Below are 25,904 nucleotides of genomic sequence, written 5' to 3' on the forward strand. Positions count from 1 at the left end.
AAATTAATGAGAGTGTCTTGGAAGGTTGTCTTGATTTATGACTCGCATATATAAAGTTGCAGGTTCCAAACAACCGCCAGTAGATAATTGACCCACCATGTTGCGATACATTTCTTGCCAAGGTGTCTGAGAGGCAGAGACCGTCGGTTTCCACTCACGGCGGCGTTGTTCTAACTCTTCGTCAGAAATGAGTACGTTGACGGAGCGTTTATTGAGATCAATGCGTAAACGGTCATTGGTCTTTAATAATGCAATTCCACCGCCTACCGCCGCTTCGGGTGACATATTTAAAATAGAAGGGCTAGCAGATGTTCCGCTTTGACGGCCATCTCCTAAGCAAGGCAGTGAATCGATGCCTTTTTTAATTAACTCCGCTGGAGGAGCCATATTGACGACTTCTGCGCTGCCTGGATAACCAACAGTACCAGCACCACGGATGACCAAAATACAATGTTCATCAATGTTTAAAGCAGGATCATTAATTCGTGCGTGGTAGTCCTCGGGACCTTCAAAAACGATTGCACGTGCTTCAAAGCTATTTTCACTATTTGGGTCAGATAAATAGGTTTTCTTAAATGCTTCACCGACGACAGACATTTTCATAATGGCGCTGTCAAAGAAATTGCCGCTAAGCACGATAAAACCTGCACCATGTTTCAATGGTTGTTCATAAGGGAAGATGACATCTGCATTTGAGGTTTTTGCATTTTTAGCAATTTCCCCAATTGTTTTACCGCTGACTGATGCACAGTCTTCATGTAAAACACCTGCTTTTTGTAATTCATGCAAAACAGCAGGAACACCTCCCGCACGGTGGAAACCTTCACCCAAATATTTGCCCGCCGGCATACAGTTCACAATCAGCGGAATGCTTTCTCCAACACGTTGCCAGTCTTCTAAACTCAGCTCAATCCCCATGTGACGGGCAATTGCAATGAGGTGAGGAGGGCAATTACTTGATGCCCCTAATGCTGAAGCTACCGCGATGGCATTTTCAAATGATTGTTTGTTCATGATTTTAGAAGGGCGTAAATCTTCTAAAACCATTTCACAAATTCTTTTGCCTGTCATATAGGCCATTTGCCCACGTTCACGATACGGCGCTGGAATGCTTGCACATGTCGGTAAAGACATGCCCAAAGCTTCTGCTAATGCATTCATAGAAAGTGCAGTGCCCATGGTGTTGCAATGCCCGACCGAAGGCGATGCTGAAGTGGTCATTTCCATGAACCCTTCATAATCAATTTCACCTGTGGCAAGTAAATTTCTTGCATGCCAAAGCACAGTACCAGAACCAATTAACTCACCTTTAAAATGACCATCTAGCATTGGTCCACCAGACAACACAATGGCTGGTATATCTGTTGTTGCGGCAGCCATTAAACAAGCAGGTGTAGTTTTGTCACAACCTGTGGTTAGCACCACACCATCAAGCGGATAACCATGTAATATTTCAACTAAGCCTAAGTAAGCTAAATTTCTATCAAGTGCAGCAGTAGGGCGACGGGTTTGTTCTGCAATCGGGTGAACGGGGAATTCCATGGGAATACCACCCGCATCTCGAATACCTGCTTTAACCCGTTCAGCAAGTTCTTTGTGGTGACGGTTACATGGAGTTAAATCACTGCCAGTTTGTGCAATACCAATAATCGGGCGACCTGATTGTAGTTCGGCACGGGTCAGGCCATAATTCATATAACGCTCAACATAGAGTGCTGTCATGTCGGCATGTTCAGGATCATCAAACCATTCTTGGCTACGTAAAAAAATCCGTTTATTTTGATCATTCATTTTTTGATCCTTTCACTCATACTTTTTGAAATTTAGTTTATTCACGAGATGAATCTTACAATTCAGCCGATCGATAATACGTGAAAACTATAGTAATTCACGTTGCTTTAAATTACGCATCAAAGCATTTATTCCAAAATTCCACGGCGTTGCTTTGTCACTGGTCATAACCGTGTTGTATAAAGTACCAAGTTTAGGTGAATGAATACGGACCACATCTCCGACTTTATGGGTAAAGCCAGCCCCAGCTTGCTCACGATCTTGAGTAGGTGCAAACAAAGTTCCCAAAAATAGCACAAAACCGTCTGGATATTGATGATTTTCATTCAGGGTTTGTTGAATTAAATCTTCCGGATCACGGCTAATTTGAGACATAGAACTCACGCCATTGAGCACAAAATTATCTGTACCTTCAATTTTCAGTTCAACATCACAAGCACGAATGTCATTTAAAGTAAAAGTATGATCAAAAAGGCGAATAAACGGTCCGATTGCACAAGATGCATTGTTATCTTTGGCTTTACTCAACAGTAAGGCGCTACGGCCTTCAAAGTCCCGTAAATTCACATCGTTTCCTAAAGTCGCGCCTAAAATTTTACCGTGGCTATTTGCAACCAATACAACTTCTGGTTCCGGATTATTCCATTCAGATTTCGGGTGAATACCAATATTTTGACCAGTTCCCACAGCCGCTAAAACGGGTGCTTTAGTAAAAATTTCAGCGTCAGTACCAATGCCCACCTCAAGATATTGAGACCACATTTTTTGCTCAATTAAATATTCTTTGAGTTGAAGGGCTTTTTCCGAGCCGGGTTCGATTGTTTTTAAATTATCACCGATTACCCCTTGTACCACTTCACGGATCGATTGAGCTTTTTGTGCATCGCCACCAGCTTGTTCTTCAATCACACGCTCTAACATACTTGCTGCAAAAGTAACACCAGCCGCTTTAATCACTTGTAAATCAATAGGGGCTAAAAAATATGCCTTGTTTGTATCTGGTTCAGCGACTGTGTTGGCAAATAACTCATCAATTGACCCAACTAATTTTCCTTCAATTTCAGATAAAGCTTTTAAAGGATCTGTACTTTCAAGCAATTGGGAAATCGTGTGAAACTTTTCTGAAATATCAAAAACCTGATCACCTTTTAAAAGAATCGGAGATGGGCCGGAAATTTGATTTGGAATCCACGCGCGACCAATTAAGCATCCTTGAGTTGCATCGTCTGGTAATGAGTTCTGGGAATTTAACGTAAAGTTCATTTAAAGCATCCTTCTTTTATTTGAAATCATGATATGTTTCTTATTTAATAAACACCAATCGTAATAATTTAATTATTAATAACGAATAGTTATCAAAAAGGATTTTTATAAATGGCGGATTTGACTTACACAAGCCTAAATAATTGGTTGAAATTCAAACATTTGGTTTTGTTGGAAACTTTAGCAAGAACCAATAATATGCATTTGGCAGCCGAGCAGATGAACTTAAGTCAGCCTGCGGTGAGTAAAATGCTAAAAGAAATTGAGAGCCTTCTCGGATTTCAGGTTTTTGAACGTCTGCCTCGCAATATGCCAGTAACAGCTTTGGGCGAGCAGGTGATTCGATATGCGCAGCGTGTTTTAAATGATGCAAAGCATTTTGTCGAAGACATAGAAATTTTACGGTTAGGTGGTCACGGTTTTTTAAAAGTAGGCGGTATCTTTGCCGCAACCGCTGTGGTAATTCCAAACTCAATTATTGAGATTAAGAAACAATGGCCACTACTTTCTATCGATGTTGTTGAGCAAACCAGTGACCATTTAATGGAAATGCTAAGTGAACATACTCTAGATTTAGCCGTAGGTCGTTTTACCGCGGTGACGCAAAGTCAATTTTTTGATTTCCAACCTTTGGGCCCGGAGCCGTTTTGCATAGTGGTAAATAATGCTCATCCATGTGCCCATAAAAAGTTTTGTACATTAGAAGAATTACTAAATTGGCCATGGGTACTTTATCCGAAAGGCACGCCAATTCGAGAACGTATGGAAGGCGCATTTGCCCGAGCAAAAGTCAAAATTCCTTTAAATACGGTCAATACCATGTCGATGCAGACCTTTTTGCAGATCTTAAAAGGTGCACCTATGGTGGGAATGTTGCCCGAAGCGATGGTGATTGATCAGGTAAAAGAGGGACAATTACAGATTTTAGAAACAGATCTAATTTTAGATGCGCAGGATTATGGAATTTTGACGCGCAAAGATGAACCAGTGTCTGATATTGCAGCAGCGTTTATTAATATCTTACTTAAAAATGCAAAACGTAAATAAAATATTCAGCCTCAATCCATAGTCGGGTTTGAGGCTTTAAAATCAAAAAGAAAAACCTGCTTTGTTTAGTAAGTTTATAAACATAAAATTGATATTAAAAAGTTATCAATATTTAGAAATTATTCATTGGAAATTATTAAAAGGAGTCCTTATCGTTTAATTCACGACAATTACAAAAGTTTTTAAGTGAATAAAAACTAGGAAAGGACCTCTATATGAATGTGCTAATCACTGGTGGAACAGGTTTTATTGGAAAACAAATCGCTAAAGAGATCTTAAAAACTGGCAGTTTGACTTTAGAGGACAATAAACCTGAGCCCATCGATAAAATTATTCTATTTGATGCTTTTGCAGGCGATGATTTGCCGCAAGACCCGAGAATTGAAGTGATTGTCGGTGATATTACCGATAAAACTACAGTTGCTCATATTACAGAAAATATTGATGTCGTTTGGCATTTGGCCGCTGTGGTGAGCTCAGCAGCAGAAGCCGATTTTGATTTAGGTATGGATGTTAATTTATATGGACTCTTAAATTTATTAGAAGAATTAAGAAAGAAGCAAACTACCCCTCGAGTCATTTTTGCTAGTGGCTGTGCTGTATTTGGTGGTCAATTACCAGAAGTTGTGACAGATGAGACAGTGGTTACACCAAAGTCTTCTTACGGTATGCAAAAAGCAGTAGGAGAATTACTTGTTTCAGATTATTCACGTAAAGGCTTTATTGATGGCCGTGTTTTAAGACTACCAACTATTGTGGTTCGTCCCGGTAAACCGAATAAAGCTGCCTCGACATTTTTTAGCTCAATCATCCGTGAACCGTTAAAAGGCGAAACGGCTATTTGCCCCGTACCTTCAGATACTCCAGTCTTTGTTACTTCACCGCGACGTTGCGTTGAATCAATGATTAAAGCAGCGTCACTTTCGTCAGATGTACTTCAAGATAATCGAATTATTCCTCTACCGGGATTAACAGTCACGGTTAAAGAAATGCTTGAGGCACTTGAAAAAGTTGCAGGCAAACAAGCAACTGATTTGGTGCAATGGCAAGAAGACAAAACCATTCAACGTATTGTTAAAAGTTGGCCTGTTCAGGTGAAAGCTGAATATGCCGAATCTTTAGGTTTCCAAGCAGATGAAAATTTTGAAAGCGTGATTCAGGCACATATAGAAGATACCCAAAATTAATGGCAGTGATCGCCACTTAATGTGAGAGTTATTATGGAAGATATCAAAAATGTAACTGCTCTCGAAGAGCAGACAATTAAACGTATTTCGAATCGAATTATCCCGTTTCTCATTATTCTATTCATTATGGCATTTCTAGACAGAACCAATATTGGTTTTGCTGCCCTACACATGAATGATGCACTTGGAATTACTCAAACCATTTTTGGTTTGGGTGCGGGTGTATTTTTTCTAGGTTATTTTATTGCAGAAGTTCCAAGTAATATCTTGCTTCATCGTTTTGGAGCACGAATCTGGATTGCCCGAATCATGATTACTTGGGGCATTATTGCCGGACTTATGGGCTTTATTCATAGCGGCACTCAATTTATCGTTTTACGGTTTTTACTCGGTATTGCAGAAGCGGGTTTCTTTCCGGGCGTTATCTTTTATTTAACCTTGTGGTTTCCTGCAAAATATCGTGCCCGTGTTTTTGCAACGTTTTATCTTGGATTACCAATTGCTCAAATTATTGGAGCGCCAATTTCAGTCGGTCTCATGCAATGGGGTAATACGATTGGCTATGAAGGTTGGCGTTTGATGTATGTGCTAGAAGGGATTCCTTCCATTATTTTAGGATTAATCTGTCTAAAATATTTAACCAATAACCCAAAAGAAGCAGAGTGGTTAACAGCTGAGCAGCGTCAATGGTTAATGACTACACTAGAGCGCGAAGAAAGAGAAAAAGCGCAATCTGCCGACGCTGCTTTAACAAAAGGTGAACTCATTAAACAAGTGTTTAAAAACCCTTTAGTGTGGATTATGGCAGTTGTGTACTTTGGAATTACCTCTGGTTCAAATGCGATGTTCTTCTTCTTACCAAGTGTTTTAGAGTCGTTCCGTAACACATTTGGTATGCAAATTAGCCTTATTCAAAATGGCTTACTTACCGCAATTCCATATGCATTTGCAGCTGTTGGTATGGTTTTATGGAGCCGCCGTTCTGACCGTAAACAAGAGCGTTACAAACACGGTGCTTGTGCTGCACTTATGGCAGCTTTCGCAATTGCGATTGCACTGATTGTAAATCAGCCATGGGCAATTATTGTAGGCTTTATTCTGCTTGCGATTGGCGTATTTAGTGCGATTAACATTTTCTGGACCATTCCTGGACAAACTCTAACGGGTGTGGGGGCCGCAGCCGGAATCGGATTGATTAACTCGGTAGGTAATTTAAGTGGTTTTACTGGCCCATATTTAACTGGATATTTATACACGACCACAGGAACTTACACAGTCGCATTCCTTGCTATTGCCGGCTTTGTAGCGATGGGCGGCTTAGGACTATTACTATTAGCAAAGTTAAAATCGAATAGCTTAAAAGTAGAACAACAACAACTTAAAGTTCGAACAGCTGCGGAGATGAAATAATGGCGACCATCGGGTTTGTGGGTACAGGCATTATGGGTATGCCGATGGCTATGAATTTACTCAAGGCAGGTCATCAAGTTAAGGTCTGGAATAGAACTTCCTCTAAAGCAGATAGCTTAAAAGAGGCGGGAGCCTATGTTTGCTCTGACCTTGAACAAGTTGGAAAAGATATAGAATTTCTAATTTGTATGCTTAGCGACGGAAAAACCTGTGATGAAATTCTATTTAAAGAGCACGGTGCAGTTTCAGAGCTAAAACCTGAAAGCACGGTTATTGTCATGAGTTCGATACCGGTTGAAGTTGCAAAAGCACAAAGTGAAAAGTGTAAAGAAAGAGGACTTGGATACTTAGATGCTCCTGTGTCCGGTGGAGAAAAAGGTGCCCAAAATGCAAGTCTTGCTATTATGGTAGGCGGAGAAGCTAAAACATTTTCACAAGCTGAAACTATTTTAACTGCAATGGGCCGACCAATTTTAGTGGGCGGGGCTGGCTGCGGAATGCTCGCAAAACTTGTAAATCAAATGATTGTAGCCACCACCATCGCAACAGTAAGCGAAGGTTTATTGCTTGCCAATAAAGCTGGCGCCGATCCTATTAAGCTAAAACAGGCACTCACGGGAGGCTTTGCCGACTCCCCAATTTTACAGCAGCATGGTGAACGTATGCTAAATCGAGATTTTAAACCGGGAGGCACTGCTCGAAACCAGCATAAAGATATTCATACGGCCGTTAACTATGCCAAATCGCTTGAGCTGAATTTACCTATTGCCCAACAGGTCAGTCAATTATTTGAAAATATGCTTGTTGCCGGAGATGGTGAGTTGGATCATTCTGGTTTAATTCGTGAACTTGAGCGAATGAATCACGTTTAGTCATGTTTTAAATATATTAATAGGTAATTGATTGATGCCGCAGAACTATTGCTGCATCAATCACTACAGCTTTACAACAAATTAGGATACTAAAAGTAAGCTGACAAACCCAAATCCCTCCAATAAAAAACTTGCTATTTAATCTATATGGATTATTATTTTTCTTTTAAAGATGAACGCCCTTAAACAAAATAGTTAGAAATTTTTGAATTCATCTTTGATTGTTTGACTTACTTATAAGGCCAATATATTAAATTTTGGATTATTTGGTATGTTTATGCCCTTAAGGAATTTAATTTTAACTGAATTGTGGAATCTAATGAGTAAACAGCAGACTAAAGAAAAATTGATAGAAGCAGCAATCATTCTTTTTTCACAAAATAATATTGAAACGCTATCAGTGCAAAAAATTAATGAGACCGCAGGCGTAGCAAACAAATCAGCACTTTATTACCACTTTAAGTCTAAATGGGGCTTAGTAGAAGCGGCCTTAGATCATGTTATGCAGCCATATATGGCTGACAGCCTTGAATTACTAAATACTATTCCTTCAGATAACGTACAGGTTTCTGATGTGGTAGATGCGTTAATGAAGCCAATGGTAAAAATACTTTTACAGGATAATGGAATTCATTACTTAAAGTTTTTCTCTAAGACCATTAGTGCCGGAGATGAAGGACGAGTTATTGTTGCAAAAACCTTAGTGCCGATTGCAAATAAAGCTGTAGCTTTATTAAAACAGGCTTTACCTGATGCTGATTCTAATGCGATTTCACTTAAAGTTCTTTTTACTTTTAATATCATTTTAAATGTGATTAGTGATATTGGGCTTGAGCATTTTTGGCCAACAGATGTTAAGGACCATAGATTATTAGGAAAATATTTAAAAGACTATATTGAAGGGGGAATTCGTTTTAAAGCTGAACATTTTTATAAATAAAGAAAGAAGTTCGTCTAATTTCACAAAGATAATTTTAGAGTGTCTCATTTATCATTTTTAGAGTATCTGCATATTCACTATGCCTCAAAACAATATGTTTTATTACTTATCCTATTGATATTAAAAACAATTTCATTGACTTAATAGAAGAAAGTAATTTTCTTAATTGGTGATAAAAATAGCTTGATATTTAATCTATTTGGATTATTATTTTAATCTAAATGGATTAGATCTTAAAATTTAAGGTTCAAAATATAACAAGGGAAACCAAAGGATGAAGTTTTTATAACTTGGTCAAAATGGAAAAAAGAATTATGGAAAAGTTTAATCGATTAAAGATTGCAATATTATTGACTGTTGTTGGTTCAGTGAGTTTAAGTGCATGTAATGACAGCGATGATTCCACTCAGGTAAATAATCCAATCACCCCAGAAACTGAGTTAACAGATTGCATGTGGCAAGATTCTGTGACAAGTAAACAGCATACGGGTGAAGATCCTTTAAACTATGCTTTTCCTGACTCTAACGTGACATATTGGTCATCAGAATTTATTGTACCTGAAGGTGCAAAAGTGATGATTGATGGTGATTATCCTTATTCACGACACTTTTCATTGGTGAGCTATACTGCTAAAGGTGAGCGGGTTAACTCATTATTAGACGCTACTATTTTGCCTAACCAAGGTTCAGTTAACCCGTTTGTAGTCGGCAATAACCGTCTAGGTAAAAACCGCGCTTACTCAGCGCAATTACAATTGGGAGACCTACCAAATAGTCCTTTAAGTAATACTTTGTATGCGCCTAAAACAGCAGACGGTAAAGTTGCTATTTTATACCGTGTCTATGTACCTAACAAAAATATGGATATTAAGGGTAATGTAAGTTTTCCACGTTTTAAAGTACAACTAGCAAACGGTGACATTAAGAAAGGGCAAGACGTTTGTAATATTTTACAAGTAAAAAAAGCACCGATTGACCGTATATCAACAATGCCATTAAAAGTTACTTTGGATGCTTTTAACCAAAACAGATATGAGGGTTTTCCTGCACAACAAGAGCCAAAATGGTACAAAGCCTTTAGCGCTTTAGATAGTTTCAAATGTATTTATAAATTTGATCCGATTACTAAGCAGCCGATCGATAAATGTGAAGGTTTAACGGTAACACCTAAACTTGGTTATTGGGCGACTCCGGATAATGAATATGTCTATGCTGCGGTAAGCCGTAAATTAGGTAAAGTCATAGAACTTCGGGGTAAACTTCCAAACACAGAGAAAACATTTAATAACGATCCATTTGTTCAAAAAACTGATGTCCGTTATTGGTCAATTTGTACTAACGAAGTGATTACCACTGCAACAAATTATTGTCTTTATGATGAAAATATTCAAAAAGTAGATAAAGACGGTTTCTATACCATTGTTGCCTCTTTACCAGAAGATCGACCGGCAAATGCCCGAGAAGAGTGTGGCGTGTATTTTCTTGAGCTAAGCCCGCGTGGTTCAGGCTATACAGCCGAAGATGGTAAAGCTTTTGGTCACACAGACTTTGGCTTATTTATTATGCGTAATTTATTACCGAATAATGATTTTGCTTACGCCGTTCAAAAAGTGAAAGCACCAGGCGAAGAAAAAGCAGTCATGGGCGACTATTTACCAGATATTCATTACACCTCGAAAGACGCTTTTGAAACAAAAGGATGTTCTTAAAATCTAGGTTCAAACTAAACCAATCTTTTGATGAAAGATTGGTTTTTTGTTAGTTCAATAAGAAGTTTAATTCAATAAAAATGTCTCCCAAGTATGATGGGATACAACGTATATAGAACATAAATAAGGAAATTTTATGAAAATTAACGTACTCACTACTTCATTGTTATGCGCTTTATCTTTCAATACATTTGCAGCAACTAAAGTAGAAAAAGTAGTTATTGATTCAAATGCTTCTTATAGTAGTAAATATAATCTCCAAAATGCTGATGAGTTTAATAACGCCGCAAGAGGTTTTATTGCTAAACCCAGTGGGCAAATAAAGAATGAGCAAGGAGATGTGATTTGGGATTTTGATGCATTTAATTTTATTAAAGATCAGGCCCCTGATACTGTAAATCCGAGCCTTTGGCGGCAGGCTAAATTAAATAATAATGTGGGTTTGTTTAAAGTTGCAGACCGTGTTTGGCAAGTTCGCGGTTTTGATCTGGCAAATATGACCATTATTCAGGGCAAGAGCGGCTGGATTATTGTTGACACTTTAACGTCAAAAGAAACTGCCGAAGCTGCTATTAAATTTGCAAGGCAGCATCTAGGTGACCAAAAAATCTCAGCGATTATTTTCACACATAGCCATGTTGACCATTTTGGGGGAGCGCTAGGTGTTATCTCTACCGAAGAATTAAAGCAAAAGCAAATACCGATTATTGCACCCGAAGGCTTTATGGAAGAAGCGACCAGCGAGAATATTATGGCTGGTCCAGCAATGACTCGGCGAGCAACCTATATGTATGGAACATATTTGCCTAAAAATACCGAAGGTTTAGTAGATAATGGTTTAGGTAAGGCTGTAGCAGTAGGACAAATCGGGATTTTAGAACCCAATCAGTTAATTACTCAGAAAGAACAAAAATTGAATATTGATGGGTTAGATTTCGTATTTTATAACGTTCCGAGTTCTGAAGCACCTTCAGAATTAACCTTCTCAATTCCCTCAATGAAACTATATAACGGTGCAGAAATTCTTTCTCATACTTTGCATAATCTCTACACATTAAGAGGTGCTAAAGTCCGTGATACGCTAAAGTGGGTTAGTTATTTAAGCCAAGCTTTAGAGCAAACTCAAAATTCAGAGGTTTTTATTGCTCAGCATCATTGGCCTGTTTGGGGGAATAAAAATATTCAAGATTTTATTAAAACACAAAGAGATGTCTATAAATTTATTCACGACCAAACAGTTCGTTATATGAATTCTGGTTTAAATGGTGCTGAAATTGCAGAAAAAATTAAACTGCCACCAGAGTTAGATCAAAAGCTATATGCGCACGGCTATTATGGCACCTTAAAACATAATGCGAAGGCTGTATATCAATATTATATGGGCTGGTTTGATGCCAACCCTTCAAATTTAGATCCATTACCGCCTAAAGATGCAGCAAAGAAATATATTGAACTGGCAGGAGGAGAGGCGAATGCCTTAAAAAATGCTCAAGACGCCTATAGCAAAGCTGAATATAGATGGGCAGCAGAAGTTTTAAAGTATGTAGTATTTAATAATCCAGCAAATTCTCAAGCAAAAGATTTATTAGCAAAAACCTATCGACAATTAGGTTATTCAGCAGAAGCGGCAACTTGGCGTAATTTCTATTTATCAGGTGCTCAAGAATTACAAGGCTTTACTCCACTTAAGAGTACGTCTGGTCGTTTAGGTTTACTGATTCATACGCCTACTGAAAGATTTCTTGAGGCTATGGCAACCAATCTCGATGTCGAAAATTTAAAAAATGAAAATCAATGTATGAACTTGGTCCTGACCGATACACAAGAAAATTTTTCATTGCGGATTGAAAACTCCGTAATGCTCTTTGATAAATATGAGAATGATCGCTTACCAACAAACTGCCCAACGTTAAAGCTGACTAAACTTTTATATTTGCAGTTAATTACAGGTGGGGCCGATGCTTCAAAAGTCTTAGTTTCTAAAGACAGTGAAGTAAAAGGAAACCCATTAAAAATTGGTAAGTTCTTCTCTTTATTTAAAAAGTCTAATAATGGTTTTCCAATTGTGACTCGACCAGAGAGTTGAAAATATCAGCAGCACTTGCACTGAGAAAATCATCAGGTGCTGCATGAGTAAGCCGTAAGCTTAGCAGTTCAAATTGCTCATAATCTGTAATAGTTGCATTTTGCACCATGCTATTTGATGTTCATCGGACTTTTGACGGTCCCAATATAAATTCATTTGGTATCCATCTATATCAATAGGGAGAGGATGTACCTTAAGTTGAGGATAATCATCTTTAAAATAAGCAATTTGACGTTGAGGAATAGTGAGTAAATGATCCGTTTGGGTAATCAGTCGAATCGCGGTTTCATATTGTTGGCAGCGGAAACTTATTGTTCTTTTAATACCTTGTTTAGACAAGAAAAAATCTTCAAATACACGACCTGTGGGACGGGAGGAAACGGTAATGTGTTTAGCCTCTAAATAGATTTCTTTTGTTAGTTCCGCTGACGATAATAAAGGGTGCTGGTTACGGCTTATGACTACAAATTGATCTTTAGAAAAGCATTCGTAATTAATGCTTTCTTCGACAGAATGTTCAACATCAATCGCAAAATCGATTTTTCCTGTTGAAAGTTCATGTCTTAAATTCTTACGGTCAATACGTACACTGTTTAGCTGCAAATTAGGGTTAAATTGGGTTAAGTGTTGAATTATATAAGGTAAATAAATCCATTCATATTCATCATTCATAGCAATGGTGAGATGAGTCAAATCACGTGCGGGCTGAAAGTCATGTGTGCTTTGAATTGCTTGCTGCATAAGTTGCAATGACTGTTCAATTGTAGGCCACAACCGTTTAGCTAACGGTGAGGGAACAACGCCATGTCCATCTCGAACAAATAGTGGGTCATTAAAGTGATCGCGTAAACGGGCCAAAGCATGACTAACAGCAGGTTGGCTAAGAAAAAGTTGTTCACTCGCCCGTGTTAGATTTTTTTCTTTATAAATTGCAACAAATACACGAAATAAATTGAGATCAATACGAGCAAGAGAGGCAATATTATTATTCATTTCATTCATAGTTTGTTATTCAAACAATTCATTTTATTCATTGTAACAAGTTAGCTATGGTCAGGAAATAGCATAAAAAATAGAGCGATTAAAACCGTGAATTTTGAACGTAGCGCTTGTGGCAAATAATATTTAGAAAGCGTTACTTACAACTAATTTTATTAAACCTAGGAACATAAGGAAATGATATGGCAACACATTTATTTGATTTGACTGGAAAAATAGCCTTAGTTACAGGTGCAAGTCGTGGCATTGGTGAGGAAATTGCCAAACTATTAGCTGAACAAGGTGCACATGTAATTGTCTCTAGTCGGAAAGTTGAAGATTGCCAACGTGTTGCTAATGAAATTATTGCAGCAAATGGAAAGGCAGAGGCTTTTGCTTGCCATGTGGGTAAACTAGAAGATATTACAGAAATTTTTGAATATATCCGTAAAGAACATGGGCGTTTAGATATTTTAGTCAACAATGCGGCTGCCAATCCCTATTTTGGGCACATTCTTGATACGGATATTGCTGCATATAACAAAACGGTTGAAGTCAATATTCGTGGATATTTCTTTATGTCTATTGAAGCGGGCAAATTAATGAAAGAACAGGGCAAAGGTGCAATTGTTAATACGGCATCTGTAAATGCTCTACAGCCAGGAGACAAACAAGGAATATATTCTATTACCAAAGCTGCTGTGGTTAATATGACCAAAGCATTTGCAAAGGAATGTGGACCGTTGGGTATTCGAGTGAATGCTTTATTGCCGGGTCTTACCAAGACCAAATTTGCTTCGGCACTATTTGAAAATGAAGATATTTATACAAGTTGGATGAGTTCAATTCCATTACGCCGTCACGCAGAACCACGTGAAATGGCTGGAACTGTACTTTATTTAGTGTCAGATGCTGCGAGCTATACGAATGGTGAATGTATTGTGGTTGATGGCGGTTTAACGATTTAGGGAAGAATAGCAATGTACAAACATTATTCAGGTCAAGTGGTCTTAATCACAGGTGCGGCGAGTGGATTTGGAGCATTGCTGGCAGAGCAACTGGCAAAGTATGGCGCAAAATTAGTGTTGGGTGACTTGAATATTGAAGGGTTAAATACTGTAGTTGAACCGCTACGCCAAGCAGGAGTGGAGGTGGTTGCGCAAGTGTGTGATGTCAGCTGTGAAGCAGATGTACAGGCTTTGGTGCAAAGTGCAGTTACTCAGTTTGGTAGAATCGATGTCGGGATCAATAATGCAGGTATGAGTCCGCCTATGAAAAGCTTTATTGATACCGATGAAGCAGATCTGGATTTGAGTTTTGCCGTCAATGCCAAAGGTGTGTTCTTTGGAATGAAGCATCAAATTCGTCAGATGTTGCAACAAGATGGTGGCATTATTCTCAATGTTGCTTCTGTTGCAGGTTTAGGCGCGGCTCCCAAATTGGCTGCCTATGCTGCGGCAAAGCATGCTGTGGTGGGATTAACCAAAACAGCAGCGATTGAATATGCAAATAAAGGCATTCGAGTTAATGCAATTTGTCCATTTTATACAACCACCCCGATGGTGGTCGACAGTGAACTCAAAGAGAAACAAGACTTTTTAGCGCAGGCTTCGCCAATGAAGCGTCTTGGCCATCCAAGCGAAGTGGTGGCAATGATGCTGATGATGTGTGCCAAAGAAAACTCATATCTCACAGGTCAAGCTATTGCAATTGATGGCGGCGTGACAGCTTATTAAAACATTTATTAAATACATCTTATTCATTTATTTAGGAAAAAATCATGACAATTAATTTAAACAATCGAGTGGCTATTGTTACAGGTGCAGGCGCTGGTCTAGGGCGGGAACATGCGCTGTTACTCGCTCGTTTGGGTGCAAAAGTGGTCGTGAATGATCTGGGTAGTGATGTAAACGGTAAAGGCGGCTCAACCATGGCAGCCCAAAAAGTTGTAGACGAAATTATTGCAGCCGGTGGTGAAGCAATTGCAAACGGTGCTTCAGTTACGGATATTGAGCAAGTTCAACAGATGGTAGAGCAAACCATTGCCCGCTGGGGACGGGTGGATATTTTGGTCAATAATGCAGGCATTCTCCGTGATAAAACCTTTAGCAAAATGTCCTTAGACGACTTCCGTACCGTGATTGATGTCCATTTAATGGGGGCAGTCAATTGTACAAAAGCGGTATGGGATATCATGCGCGAACAAAAATATGGTCGTATTGTTATGACGACTTCATCTTCTGGGTTATATGGCAATTTTGGACAATCGAACTATAGTGCTGCAAAAATGGCATTGGTTGGACTCATGCAGACACTGGCTTTAGAGGGTGAAAAATCTAATGTTCGGGTGAATTGTTTAGCGCCAACAGCTGCCACTCGTATGCTTGAAGGATTATTGCCCGAAGAAGCCCTTAAAGCGCTTGCTCCAAGTGCGGTCAGTCCTGCAATCGCGACTTTGGTTAGCGAAGATGCACCTACACGTATGATTCTTTGTGCTGGCGCAGGTAGTTTTGAAGCTGCCCACATTACTCTTACGCAAGGAATTTATTTAGGTACGGATGAACAAGTTCCGCATGTTTTAGCACAACGTTTAACTGATGTTTCAGACCGAACAGATGAGTTTGTGCCTGTCAGAGGAGGCGCTCAGGGTGAGCTTGAGCTGAAAAAAGCTTCATTAATGGCAGGAGAATAATTTTGACAAAAAATACATTAAGCATCGACCAACTGGTTGAATTGCAAGGCCAAGCATTAGGTAGCTCGCAATGGATGACCATTGATCAAAGCATGATTAATACCTTTGCGGATGTCACACAAGATCATCAATTTATTCATGTGGATGAAGAAGCAGCTCGTCAGACACCTTTTGGTGGCACGATTGCCCATGGTTTTTTAACACTCTCTTTACTTTCAGCGATGGCCGCTCAGGTCTTGCCGACTGTACAGGGGCAGAAATCTGGGGTGAATTATGGGATCAATAATTTGCGTTTTATTAGTCCTGTGCATAGTGGTAAGAGAGTGCGTGGACATTTTCACTTAAAAAATGTTTCCCAAAAAAATAAGGGAAGTTATCAATTGATCATGGAAGTCACGATTGAAATCGAAGACGAAGCAAAACCAGCACTCGTGACAGAGTGGCTTACACTTGTAAATGTATAGGAATAACCCATGAGCAATGAATTAATTCTCTCTCGTCGTGATGTAGATTTTTTGCTATTCGATTGGCTAAAAGTCGAAGAACTCAGCCAACGCAATTCTTTTGCAGGACAGGACCGTTTTGAATATACGTCTGTTTTAAACGTTTACGAGGCCCTAGCAACCGATTTATTTGCTCCACATAATAAAAAAAATGACAGTAACGAACCTGTTTTTGATGGTGAACGTGTCACTGTTAATCCTGAAGTCGGGGTTGCACTTAAGGCATTTGCTGAGGCGGGTTTGATGAGTGCAGCGTTTCCGTCAGATTGGAATGGCATGAGCTTACCTAATACCATTGAGCGGGCTGGTATGGCCTATCTACTCGGTGCCAATTCAGGGACAGCAGGCTATGCTTTTTTAACCATTGGTAATGCAAATTTATTGATGGCGCATGGTGAGCCTGAAAAAGTTAGACCCTATGTCAATGCCATGATAGAAGGAAAATGCTTCGGAACGATGTGTTTGTCTGAACCACAAGCTGGTTCAAGTCTTGCTGATATTCGGACACGTGCTATTAAAACAGAAGATGGTCGTTATCGTTTGTTCGGCAACAAAATGTGGATTTCAGGCGGTGAGCACGATATCTCTGACAATATTGTTCATTTGGTTTTGGCAAAAATTCCAGATGAAAATGGACAATTACCAGCAGGTGTGCAAGGCATTTCTCTGTTTACCGTACCGCGCAAATTACTCGATGAAAATGGACAGCCAAGTGAACGTAATGATGTGGTATTAGCTGGAATTAACCACAAGATGGGTTATCGGGGAACGGTCAACTGTGTGCTGAATTTTGGTGAAGGTCGTTACACACCTGAAGGAGAAGCTGGCGCAATTGGTGAGTTGGTTGGCGAAGCCGGTAAAGGGCTGGCCTATATGTTCCATATGATGAATGAGGCCCGAATTTCAGTTGGTCTGGGTGCGGCCGCATTGGGGTATACAGGTTATTTGCATGCCTTAGATTATGCAAAAACTCGAGTACAAGGGCGCTCTCGTAGCGAACGTAATCCAAGTTCGCCACAGATTCCACTTATTCAACATGCCGATGTTCGCCGTATGCTCTTGGCGCAAAAAGCGTATGTCTCAGGCGCGTTGGCACTCTGTCTATATGCAGCCCGATTAACCGATGATATTCACTCGCTTGAAGATGCAGAGCAAGGCAATCAAACCCATCAATTACTTGATTTATTAACACCAGTGGTGAAAAGCTGGTCTTCTGAATGGGGACTAGTCGCCAATGATTTAGCGATTCAAGTTCATGGCGGATATGGTTATACCCGTGAATATAATGTTGAACAGTTTTATCGGGACAATCGACTTAATCCAATTCATGAAGGAACATTTGGCATTCAGGCACTCGATTTATTAGGACGGAAAACTCGTCTTAATCAGGGGCTATCGATGAAGCTATTACATGAAAAAATCATTAATACGATTGAACAAGCTAAAGCAGAGCCTTCTTTAAAAGAACATGCGGATCAATTAGCTCAAAAGTGGCAACTCATCCGAAATATAACAGAGAAATTACATGCCCTAACCGATGTGGAACTCCAATTGGCAAATGCAGCTAATTATCTGGAAGCTTTTGGACATCTTGTTGTGGGATGGTTATGGCTTGACCAGGCGGTAGTCGTTCATAAGCTTCTGCCAAACTCGACAGACCTTGATTTTCTGCACGGGAAACTTGCAGCTTGTGATTATTTCTTTGGTTGGGAAATGCCAAAAATTATGAGTTGGCTAGCTGTACTTGATCCGGTAGAGACGACACCACTCAATATGCCGGAAGAATGGTTCTAGTAAGAACCATTCCTTAGACAACCCATTAAATGAGCAGGAGTAGAACCTAATTTTATAGAAATTGCCTAATAACAATCATCATGTAAAAACAAAATTCGGGCGTTCAGTATAAGAGCGCCCCAATAAGTAAAAATAAAAATCTAGGACGGATTAAAAGATGAAAAAGAAAACATTACTCATGGTCATGGCTTCATTTTGTACGAGCCCACTCTATGCAGCAGCATTTGATCGGACAGGACAATCCATTTCTGCATTTCTACAACCTGGTAATTATTTTGAGGCAAGTTTATCTGTTTCAGACACTTCGTTAGAAGGACAAGAAGCAGGTACCAACCCCACGCGTAATAGTATTTCTGATATTGCAAACTCTGATTATCGCCCAAGTGCGGCTCTGAAATTACAGTTAGCACCTCAGTTCTCATTTGGTTTTCTTTACGATCAGCCATTTACTTCCGACTCTGAATATTATGGAAATAACAGCTTTGTTGCTAAGCCGAGTGATACGGTTTTAGTACCAGGCATAACTACTGGAACGCTTGCTCAACAGACAGGGGGACAAGTCGTAACAGGAAACACCAAATCGAATTTTGTTATGCAAAATTTTAGTCTGATTTTTGGTTACCAACCTGATAAAAACTGGAATTTTTATGCAGGTCCTGTTTATCAGACATTTAAAAGTAACGTCAATTTAAGAGGCCAAGTTTTCAGTTTATATAATGGCTATGACTTTAATGCCAAAGAAGTTGGAGATTGGGGATGGTTGGCAGGATTTGGTTATCAAATTCCCGAAAAAGCCATTAAAGCCTCGTTGACCTATCGTTCAGAAATTATGCATGAAGTGACTGCCAATGAAAATGCGCCACTGGTTGATATGTTGAGTACACAACAAGGCCGTGATTTTCTTGATCAGCATTTAGCCTATATGGTTTCTATAGGACAACTCACTGAATCACGTAAAGAAGCACTTAATCATATTATTGCAGGCTTACCTTCAGCAGGAACGTCAGGTCCAACTAAATTTAGAGCACCAGAGTCAGTAAATTTGGAGTTTCAGACTGGGCTACGCAAAGGCACTTTATTGTTTGGTAACGTGCGCTGGGTTCACTGGAATGATTTTGAGTTTAAACCGTATCGTTTTGGTGAAATTTCAGAAGTTGTTGGTGTTTTATCAACGCCAAGTCGTCCAAATGGCTTTAATTTAGTTCGTTATTATGACGATCAATGGTCTGCTAATCTTGGGATTGGACAACGTCTAAGTGATAAATGGACAGGTTCAGTTTCTGTAGGTTGGGACTCGGGAGCAGGTGAGCGCGTGTCCACAGGTGGGCCAGCTAAAGGTTATTACAGTGTTGGTCTTGGTGCGCAATATAGTCCAACTTCAAAATACTTTATTTCAGGTGGAATGAAGTACCTATGGCTAGGTAATGCCCAAGGTCAGCTTGGTGCTCAGGCAGGCAGTGAATATTATGTGGGTGAATATAAAAATAACTATTCAATCGGTTACGGTTTGAAAATTGGTTATAAATTTTAATTCAACTATTTGATGGATCGCTTAGCTATATAAACAGTTTATTTCTGTACGAGAGTAAGCAGATTAAGAGATTAAAGAAAATATAAAAAGTGGAGTAGGAACAGTTCCATTTCTCCCTCTCATAAAAGGACAATAAGATGAAAAATCAAATTTGGTTAGATGAATATAAGCAATGGAATATAGAAAGTACGATTACATTGCCGGATGAACAAACTTCACTTCTCGATTTTTGGGACAACAGTTTTAATAAGTTTCAGAAAAGAAATGCTTTTGTATTTGCCGATAAATTTTTTACTTATGCGGAAATCGACTTATACAGCCGAAAAATAGCAACGTTCTTGCAAGGTTTGGGTTTAGAAAAGGGTACATGTGTTGCCATAATGATGCCCAATATTATTCAATACCCAGTTATTTCGCTTGCCGTGATTCGTGCAGGGTATATTCTGGTCAATATTAATCCACTATATACGGCGCGTGAATTAAAGCATCAATTAAACGATGCAGGCGCAAAAGTCTTGTTTATATTGGAACAGTTCGTACCTATTTATGAGGCTGTCAAAGAACAAGTGGCGGTTGAACAGATTATCACTACAACTATGACAGAAATGTTAGATGAACCCGCTCCAAGGTTAGACACATCAGATTCAAAATACTACGATTTTAAGCAAATCTTGTTGACAGTAAATGCCCAAGATTATATCCGCCCCAAACTTATTCTTGAGGATACTGCACTTTTGCAATACACAGGTGGGACAACAGGTGTATCAAAAGGTGCAGAACTAACCCATAAAAATATTGTCGCCAATTTATTACAAAATAATGTGATTTTTAAAAGCTACTTTGGTGACAGAGATGCTTTTGAAGATGAAATCGCAATCTGTGCTTTACCACTTTATCATATTTTTGGTTTTACAGTCTGTTTACTGCACAGCGCAATAAATAAAGGTTATACCACTGTTTTAGTTCCGAACCCACGTGATTTAGATGCTCTCGTGCATTGTTTTGAAAAGTACCGTCCTACCGTTTTTCCTGCCGTAAATACTTTATTTAATGCACTGCTTAATCATGAAGGCTTTAATAAATTGGACCATAGTCGTTTGGAGATTACTACAGGCGGCGGTATGGCAATTTTGAAATCTACCGCCGATGGATGGGAAAAACTGACAGGGCGTATTATCCGTGAGGGATATGGCTTATCAGAAACCTCTCCTGTTGCGACATTTAACCCGCCGATTTCTAATTGTTTTAGTGGCACGATTGGTATTCCTGTGCCAAGTACAGATATCGCTATTTTGGATGATGAAGGCAATCCATTACCGCCCGGTGAAAATGGAGAAATTGCAATCCGCGGTCCGCAAGTCATGAAAGGTTATTGGAATTTGCCAGAAGAAACTAAAGCAGTCATGACTGATGATGGTTTCTTTAGAACAGGCGATATTGGTTTCATGAATGAAAAAGGCTATACCAAAATTATTGATCGTAAGAAAGATATGATTTTAGTTTCAGGCTTTAATGTTTTTCCAAATGAAATTGAAGAAGTTTTGGCTCAGCATCCAAAAATTTTAGAAGTCGCCGTGGTTGGTATTGCCGATGAAAAATCGGGTGAAGTACCGAAAGCTTTTATTGTTAAAAAAGACGCTTCTTTATCGGTTGAAGAAATCCAAAACTATGCAAAAGAAAACCTGACAGGATATAAACAACCCCGTCATATCCAATTTATCAATGAACTACCTAAGTCAAATGTGGGTAAAATTTTAAGAAAAGAACTAAAGGTTTAGTCAGAATTTTTTAATTAAAAACATAAATATTCATGGGCTGGAATGCCTATAAATAAATGGAAAAGGAATGAGATTATGGGTTCAGGATTAATTATCGTATTTTTACCTATTGCACTTGCAATTATTATGGCTGGTTTGGGGCTGGAGTTGACTATAAATGACTTTAAACGTGTGCGCCAACATCCAAAAGCAGTCTTTATCGCATTATTTTGCCAACTGGTTATTTTAGTCAGTATTGCTTTTATTATTTGTAAGATTCTTGCTTTACCACCCATGCTCGCCGTGGGTTTAATGCTACTTTCTGCATCACCAGGTGGACCAACTGCTAATTTATTTAGTTATCTCTATAAAGGCGATATTGCTTTAAATATTACTTTAACCGCTATAAATTCGGTAATTGCTGCATTTACACTTCCATTAATTGTGAACTTTGCAATACAACATTTTATGGAAAATGGACAAAATGTAGGATTGCAATTCTCTAAAATCATACAAGTTTTCCTTATTATTTTAATACCTGTCGGTATTGGAATGTTAATCCGCCATTTTTCACCCCATATAGCTGAAAAGCTCAATAGACCTGTACGTGTTTTTGCTATTGTTTTTCTAGTAACAATTATCATATTAGCAGTTGTGCGGGATTACCAAAATCTGATGACGTATCTTGGGCAAATTGGGTTAGCAACTTTGCTGTTCTGTGTATGTAGTTTAATGGTGGGCTATTTTGTTCCACGATTATTCGGTGTAAATAGCTTTCAGGCAAAGGCTTGTGCGTTCGAAATCGGAATTCATAACAGTACTTTAGCTATGACCATTGCTTTTACGGTAATGGAAAGCAATATGGCTGCCATGCCAGCAGCGGTGTATTCATTATTTATGTACATTGTTGCAGCAAGCTTTGGTTCATTGTTAAATCGCTTGGAAAAGAAAGATATTTCGCAGCTCTCAACAACGACTTAAATGAACTAAAAGGTTTCTTTAATTTTCAATTAAAAGGAGGTTAAAACCTCCTTTTTTGGTTCTATTAATAGTTTTATAGAACTTGTTTAAGTTTCATGTTATCTCTTTAATATACAAGTCTATTTATACTTATTAATAACTGTTCTAATGACTTCTTGTACATCCAAAATTGCTTTGTCTTTAAGCGATGTTTTTCTACATGAAAGAACCATGGGGTAGGTCGGTATCGAAATTGGACATTTTGTATAAATCAGGGCAGGTACAATTTCAGAAATCTTTCTTGCGGCGTGGGTGGGAAGAGTACAAACCGTTCCTTTATTTTTTAATAACCACGGAATAGCTGCAAAATGAGAAGTAGAAGCAAAAATCCGTCTGGTTTTATTTAATTTCGTTAAATGTTCGTCAACAATCCCAATTTGCCCAGTATTTGAAATGAGTAAATGTTCAAAACTTAAAAACTTATCCAGACTTAGTTCAATTGCATCTTCGGGATGTGTTACCAAACAAGAATAATCACCTAATACCATTAATTCTCGATACAAAGAATGATAGTAGATTCCACCAGATGTCACTCCAATATCAACATTATGCTTGACCAACATTTCGGCAATGATATGCGTGTAGGTTTGTTTAATTACGATTCTGTAGTGTGGAAATTTTAATTTAACTTGTTCGATAATTTCTTGTGCAAATGCAATTTCAAAATCATCAGACATGCCAATCGTGATAATTCTTTGTTGCAAGGTATTGTCATTATTGGGTAGGGACAACAAGGTTTCCCTAAAAATATTTAAAGCATTGCTCACTAAGGGCTTTAAAGCATGAGCCTTGGTGGTGGGTGCAAGACCACGGCCAGTCCGCTGAAAAAGTGGATCTTGGTAAATATCTCTAAGTCGTCTTAAGGAGGCACTGACAGCAGATTGAGTAATTCCTAAACGCTCAGCTGCACGTGAAGCATTCTGTTCTTCATATAAGACTTCAAAGCACTTTAATAGATTTAAGTCGATTTGTGCGATATTAATTTCATTCATATCTGATAGTGCCTAAATCCTATTCCATAAAGATGGTGATTATATAACAATGAATTCAGACGTAAGGAACGGAACTTATAAGGAAGGAGAAATAAGCTTCTTATTTTACGTGATGTTTTATCAAGCGATATCAATTTTTAGTGAAAAGTTATTGATATCATTGTTGATTCTTAAACTGGTCTAGCAAATAGGATTGATCAGGTTTATTTGGAAAAATATGATTAAGGACTGATTCTATGACAGATTATATTTTAAATCTAGCTTTTCGATGAGTTAAACACTCTAGACAATTGAACCCTCTGATAAATGTAAATCTAAACACATATGAATGTTGTTTATAGGGGATTCGTTTGCCAAAAAATGCAGGGATGTGTTTAAGCACAAGCATTTTAAAGTTTCGATATAGGAATTCGACATGTTAAAAAAACTACATGTGCAGGTAATTATTGCAATTATTGCTGCCATTATTTTGGGTTTAGTTTCCCCCGAATGGGCAAAGGCAATGAAGCCATTAGGTCAAGCATTTATTGCTTTACTAAAAATGCTTTTAGCTCCTTTGATTTTTCTTACCTTAGTTCATGGTTTAACTCATATTAAAGATATGAAAAAACTGGGCCGTTTGGGTATTAAGTCACTTATTTATTTTGAAGTATTAACAACCGTAGCAATGCTGATTGGTTTTGTGTTTGTCAATGTGTTGCAACCTGGTTTAGGCCTTCATGCAACTGACTTAGCCGAACCTGATGCAGCAAAGGGTTCAGCAACACTTTCCGCGGTTGATTTCTTCTTAAATATGATTCCGCATACCATCGTAGACGCTTTTGCGACTGGAAACGTATTACAAGTATTGGTTGTTTCAATTTTAGCGGGTATGGCTATCAATTTATGCTGTGGCCCAGACTCTGTCATTGTTAAGGGAATTGATGAAGCGCAAACCATCTTGTTCAAGATGCTGGGTTTTATTATGAAGCTTGCGCCACTCGGTGCATTTGGGGCGATGTCGGCTGCAATTGGTAGTTACGGCGGTGAAACACTAATTTATTTAATGAAGTTAATTGGTGTTTTCTATACAGCTTGCTTCTTCTTTATCGTATTTGCTCTTGGTGCTGTGACGTGGATTATTGGTCTACCTTTCCTTACTGTTTTAAAAGTAATTCGTGACGAAATACTTTTGGTATTCGGTACAGCTTCTGGTGAAGTTGCCTTTCCTAAACTGATTGAAAAACTCAAAAAAACGGGTTGTGACGAAGCGGTTGTCGGGTTTGTCTTACCTACAGGTTATAGCTTCAATTTAGATGGCACAGCTTTATATATGGCGATCGCTGTGGGCTTTATTGCTCAAGCAACTGATACACCTTTGAGTTTAATCGATCAACTGGTTCTATTAGCAATTTTAAGCTTTACCTCGAAAGGTGGCACTACTGTCGCTGGAGGCGCCTTTATTAAGTTGGCGGCGACTTTACAGTCTGTAAAAACTTTACCTTTAGGTGGTTTGGGACTGTTGTTTGGTGTTGACCGGATTATGGCAACCATCATGGCAATTACCAACATTATTGGAAATACGCTTGCGGTTTATGCAGTCGCTCGTTGGGAAAATGCTTTCGATGCAGATGCCTTTGAAAAACAAACAGGGAAAAAACCTAAGCGTAGTTTGCTACGAGCTAAAGATTCTTTGGTAGAGACGCCGTTAGCCTCTGATTCAAATCACTCAAGTCAAGTTTTAGATAAATCTCATTAATTATCTCAACTTCTTATATCGAGAATAGACATGCGTTTAAAAGCTATCGACCCAGAACATTTAACTGCTGAACAACAAGTTGTATTCGATGCAATTGCAAGCGGTCCACGTAAAGGTGTGCGAGGTCCTTTAGCGATCTGGTTGCATCATCCAAAGTTAGCCAACTTAGCACAAAGTCTTGGCCAATATTGTCGCTACGACAGCTGTTTAGAGCCGCGTTTGAGTGAGTTAGCCATTTTATTGATGGGTAGACACTGGCTTGCTGAATATGAATGGGCTGCTCATAAACCTTATGCAATTGAGGCTGGCCTAAGTACAGACGTCATTGAAGCAATTCGTTTAGGTGAGCAACCTGCGTTTATTCATAAAGATGAACAATTAATCTATCAGTTTATTTGTGAGCTTCATGAAACTAAAAGGGTATCTGAGCAGACCTATAGAGATATAGAGCAACTACTTGGGGCAGATACATTAATCGATTTAGTTGCAATAGCAGGTTATTACACCCTGATTTCCATGACGATTAATGTATTTGAAGTTCCACCACCAGCAGGTATAGCTCCTGAATTACCAACTCCAAAAGCAGGAATTTAA

21 protein-coding genes are annotated in these 25,904 nt (G+C 38.7%); 17 read left to right on the forward strand and 4 right to left on the reverse strand.

What is annotated here, in order from left to right; all coding sequences use genetic code 11:
- Window positions 1-3: 3 nt before the first annotated feature.
- Both SOI81_RS07880 and SOI81_RS07885 read right to left on the reverse strand, forming a co-directional pair.
- The gene (locus SOI81_RS07880) at window positions 4-1,791 is read right to left on the reverse strand and encodes an IlvD/Edd family dehydratase (protein ID WP_224991961.1); all 1,788 of its coding nucleotides are present in this window, start codon (window positions 1,789-1,791) and stop codon (window positions 4-6) included.
- Between the two features lie 87 nt (window positions 1,792-1,878).
- Window positions 1,879-3,054, reverse strand: coding sequence for a fumarylacetoacetate hydrolase family protein (locus SOI81_RS07885; RefSeq protein ID WP_016145340.1), 1,176 nt, complete (start codon window positions 3,052-3,054; stop codon window positions 1,879-1,881).
- Between the two features lie 111 nt (window positions 3,055-3,165).
- Between SOI81_RS07885 and SOI81_RS07890 the strand changes: the two genes are divergently transcribed.
- The 7 genes from SOI81_RS07890 (at window position 3,166) to SOI81_RS07920 (ending at window position 12,305) form a co-directional block, all read left to right on the forward strand.
- On the forward strand, window positions 3,166-4,101 hold the full coding sequence (locus SOI81_RS07890) for a LysR family transcriptional regulator (protein WP_224991959.1): 936 nt from the start codon (window positions 3,166-3,168) through the stop codon (window positions 4,099-4,101).
- 215 nt (window positions 4,102-4,316) lie between these two features.
- Window positions 4,317-5,288 (forward strand): D-erythronate dehydrogenase, encoded by a 972-nt coding sequence (gene denD / locus SOI81_RS07895; protein WP_320541518.1) that lies wholly within the window; start codon window positions 4,317-4,319, stop codon window positions 5,286-5,288.
- A 33-nt stretch (window positions 5,289-5,321) separates the two neighbouring features.
- Window positions 5,322-6,698, forward strand: a complete 1,377-nt coding sequence (hpaX, locus tag SOI81_RS07900) for an MFS transporter (RefSeq protein ID WP_239970018.1) — start codon at window positions 5,322-5,324, stop codon at window positions 6,696-6,698.
- Window positions 6,698-7,570, forward strand: coding sequence for an NAD(P)-dependent oxidoreductase (yhaE, locus tag SOI81_RS07905; RefSeq protein ID WP_320541519.1), 873 nt, complete (start codon window positions 6,698-6,700; stop codon window positions 7,568-7,570). The genes hpaX and yhaE overlap by 1 nt, the downstream gene beginning before the upstream one ends.
- Window positions 7,571-7,889: 319 nt before the next feature.
- Window positions 7,890-8,510 carry a TetR/AcrR family transcriptional regulator gene (locus tag SOI81_RS07910; protein ID WP_320541520.1) on the forward strand — a complete coding sequence of 207 codons (621 nt, stop codon included), beginning with the start codon at window positions 7,890-7,892 and terminating at the stop codon, window positions 8,508-8,510.
- 314 nt (window positions 8,511-8,824) lie between these two features.
- Entirely contained in the window at window positions 8,825-10,219 is a 1,395-nt protein-coding gene (locus SOI81_RS07915) for a hypothetical protein (protein ID WP_239975869.1), read from the forward strand.
- Window positions 10,220-10,355: 136 nt separating this feature from the next.
- Window positions 10,356-12,305 (forward strand): alkyl/aryl-sulfatase, encoded by a 1,950-nt coding sequence (locus tag SOI81_RS07920; protein ID WP_239975868.1) that lies wholly within the window; start codon window positions 10,356-10,358, stop codon window positions 12,303-12,305.
- A gap of 60 nt (window positions 12,306-12,365) precedes the next feature.
- Here the strand turns inward: SOI81_RS07920 and SOI81_RS07925 are convergent, their stop codons facing one another.
- Window positions 12,366-13,307 (reverse strand): LysR family transcriptional regulator, encoded by a 942-nt coding sequence (locus tag SOI81_RS07925; protein ID WP_125698695.1) that lies wholly within the window; start codon window positions 13,305-13,307, stop codon window positions 12,366-12,368.
- Between the two features lie 179 nt (window positions 13,308-13,486).
- On the opposite strand from SOI81_RS07925, the gene SOI81_RS07930 reads away from it, so the two are divergent.
- The 8 genes from SOI81_RS07930 to SOI81_RS07965 all read left to right on the forward strand — a co-directional run bounded on the left by SOI81_RS07930 (window position 13,487) and on the right by SOI81_RS07965 (window position 22,541).
- Window positions 13,487-14,251, forward strand: coding sequence for an SDR family oxidoreductase (locus tag SOI81_RS07930; protein WP_239975867.1), 765 nt, complete (start codon window positions 13,487-13,489; stop codon window positions 14,249-14,251).
- A 12-nt stretch (window positions 14,252-14,263) separates the two neighbouring features.
- Window positions 14,264-15,019: an SDR family NAD(P)-dependent oxidoreductase gene (locus SOI81_RS07935; RefSeq protein ID WP_239975866.1), complete on the forward strand. Its 756-nt coding sequence runs from the start codon at window positions 14,264-14,266 to the stop codon at window positions 15,017-15,019.
- A 44-nt stretch (window positions 15,020-15,063) separates the two neighbouring features.
- Window positions 15,064-15,975: an SDR family NAD(P)-dependent oxidoreductase gene (locus SOI81_RS07940; protein WP_239975865.1), complete on the forward strand. Its 912-nt coding sequence runs from the start codon at window positions 15,064-15,066 to the stop codon at window positions 15,973-15,975.
- 2 nt (window positions 15,976-15,977) lie between these two features.
- Entirely contained in the window at window positions 15,978-16,439 is a 462-nt protein-coding gene (gene nodN, locus SOI81_RS07945; RefSeq protein WP_239975864.1) for a MaoC family dehydratase, read from the forward strand.
- A gap of 9 nt (window positions 16,440-16,448) precedes the next feature.
- Entirely contained in the window at window positions 16,449-18,272 is a 1,824-nt protein-coding gene (locus SOI81_RS07950; protein WP_239975863.1) for an acyl-CoA dehydrogenase, read from the forward strand.
- 157 nt (window positions 18,273-18,429) lie between these two features.
- On the forward strand, window positions 18,430-19,803 hold the full coding sequence (gene fadL, locus SOI81_RS07955) for a long-chain fatty acid transporter (protein ID WP_320541521.1): 1,374 nt from the start codon (window positions 18,430-18,432) through the stop codon (window positions 19,801-19,803).
- 137 nt (window positions 19,804-19,940) lie between these two features.
- On the forward strand, window positions 19,941-21,581 hold the full coding sequence (locus SOI81_RS07960) for an AMP-binding protein (RefSeq protein WP_320541522.1): 1,641 nt from the start codon (window positions 19,941-19,943) through the stop codon (window positions 21,579-21,581).
- Window positions 21,582-21,656: 75 nt separating this feature from the next.
- A complete protein-coding gene (locus SOI81_RS07965) occupies window positions 21,657-22,541 on the forward strand; it encodes a bile acid:sodium symporter family protein (protein ID WP_320541523.1) in 885 nt (294 codons plus the stop codon).
- A gap of 119 nt (window positions 22,542-22,660) precedes the next feature.
- Here SOI81_RS07965 and SOI81_RS07970 read toward each other — a convergent pair whose 3' ends face one another.
- The gene (locus SOI81_RS07970) at window positions 22,661-23,572 is read right to left on the reverse strand and encodes a LysR family transcriptional regulator (protein ID WP_239975860.1); all 912 of its coding nucleotides are present in this window, start codon (window positions 23,570-23,572) and stop codon (window positions 22,661-22,663) included.
- 415 nt (window positions 23,573-23,987) lie between these two features.
- Here SOI81_RS07970 and SOI81_RS07975 point away from each other — a divergent pair, with 415 nt between their 5' ends.
- Both SOI81_RS07975 and SOI81_RS07980 read left to right on the forward strand, forming a co-directional pair.
- On the forward strand, window positions 23,988-25,310 hold the full coding sequence (locus SOI81_RS07975; protein ID WP_239975859.1) for a cation:dicarboxylate symporter family transporter: 1,323 nt from the start codon (window positions 23,988-23,990) through the stop codon (window positions 25,308-25,310).
- A gap of 30 nt (window positions 25,311-25,340) precedes the next feature.
- Window positions 25,341-25,904, forward strand: a complete 564-nt coding sequence (locus tag SOI81_RS07980; protein ID WP_239975858.1) for a carboxymuconolactone decarboxylase family protein — start codon at window positions 25,341-25,343, stop codon at window positions 25,902-25,904.

This window comes from Acinetobacter pittii (assembly GCF_034067285.1).
Lineage (GTDB): Bacteria > Pseudomonadota > Gammaproteobacteria > Pseudomonadales > Moraxellaceae > Acinetobacter > Acinetobacter pittii_E.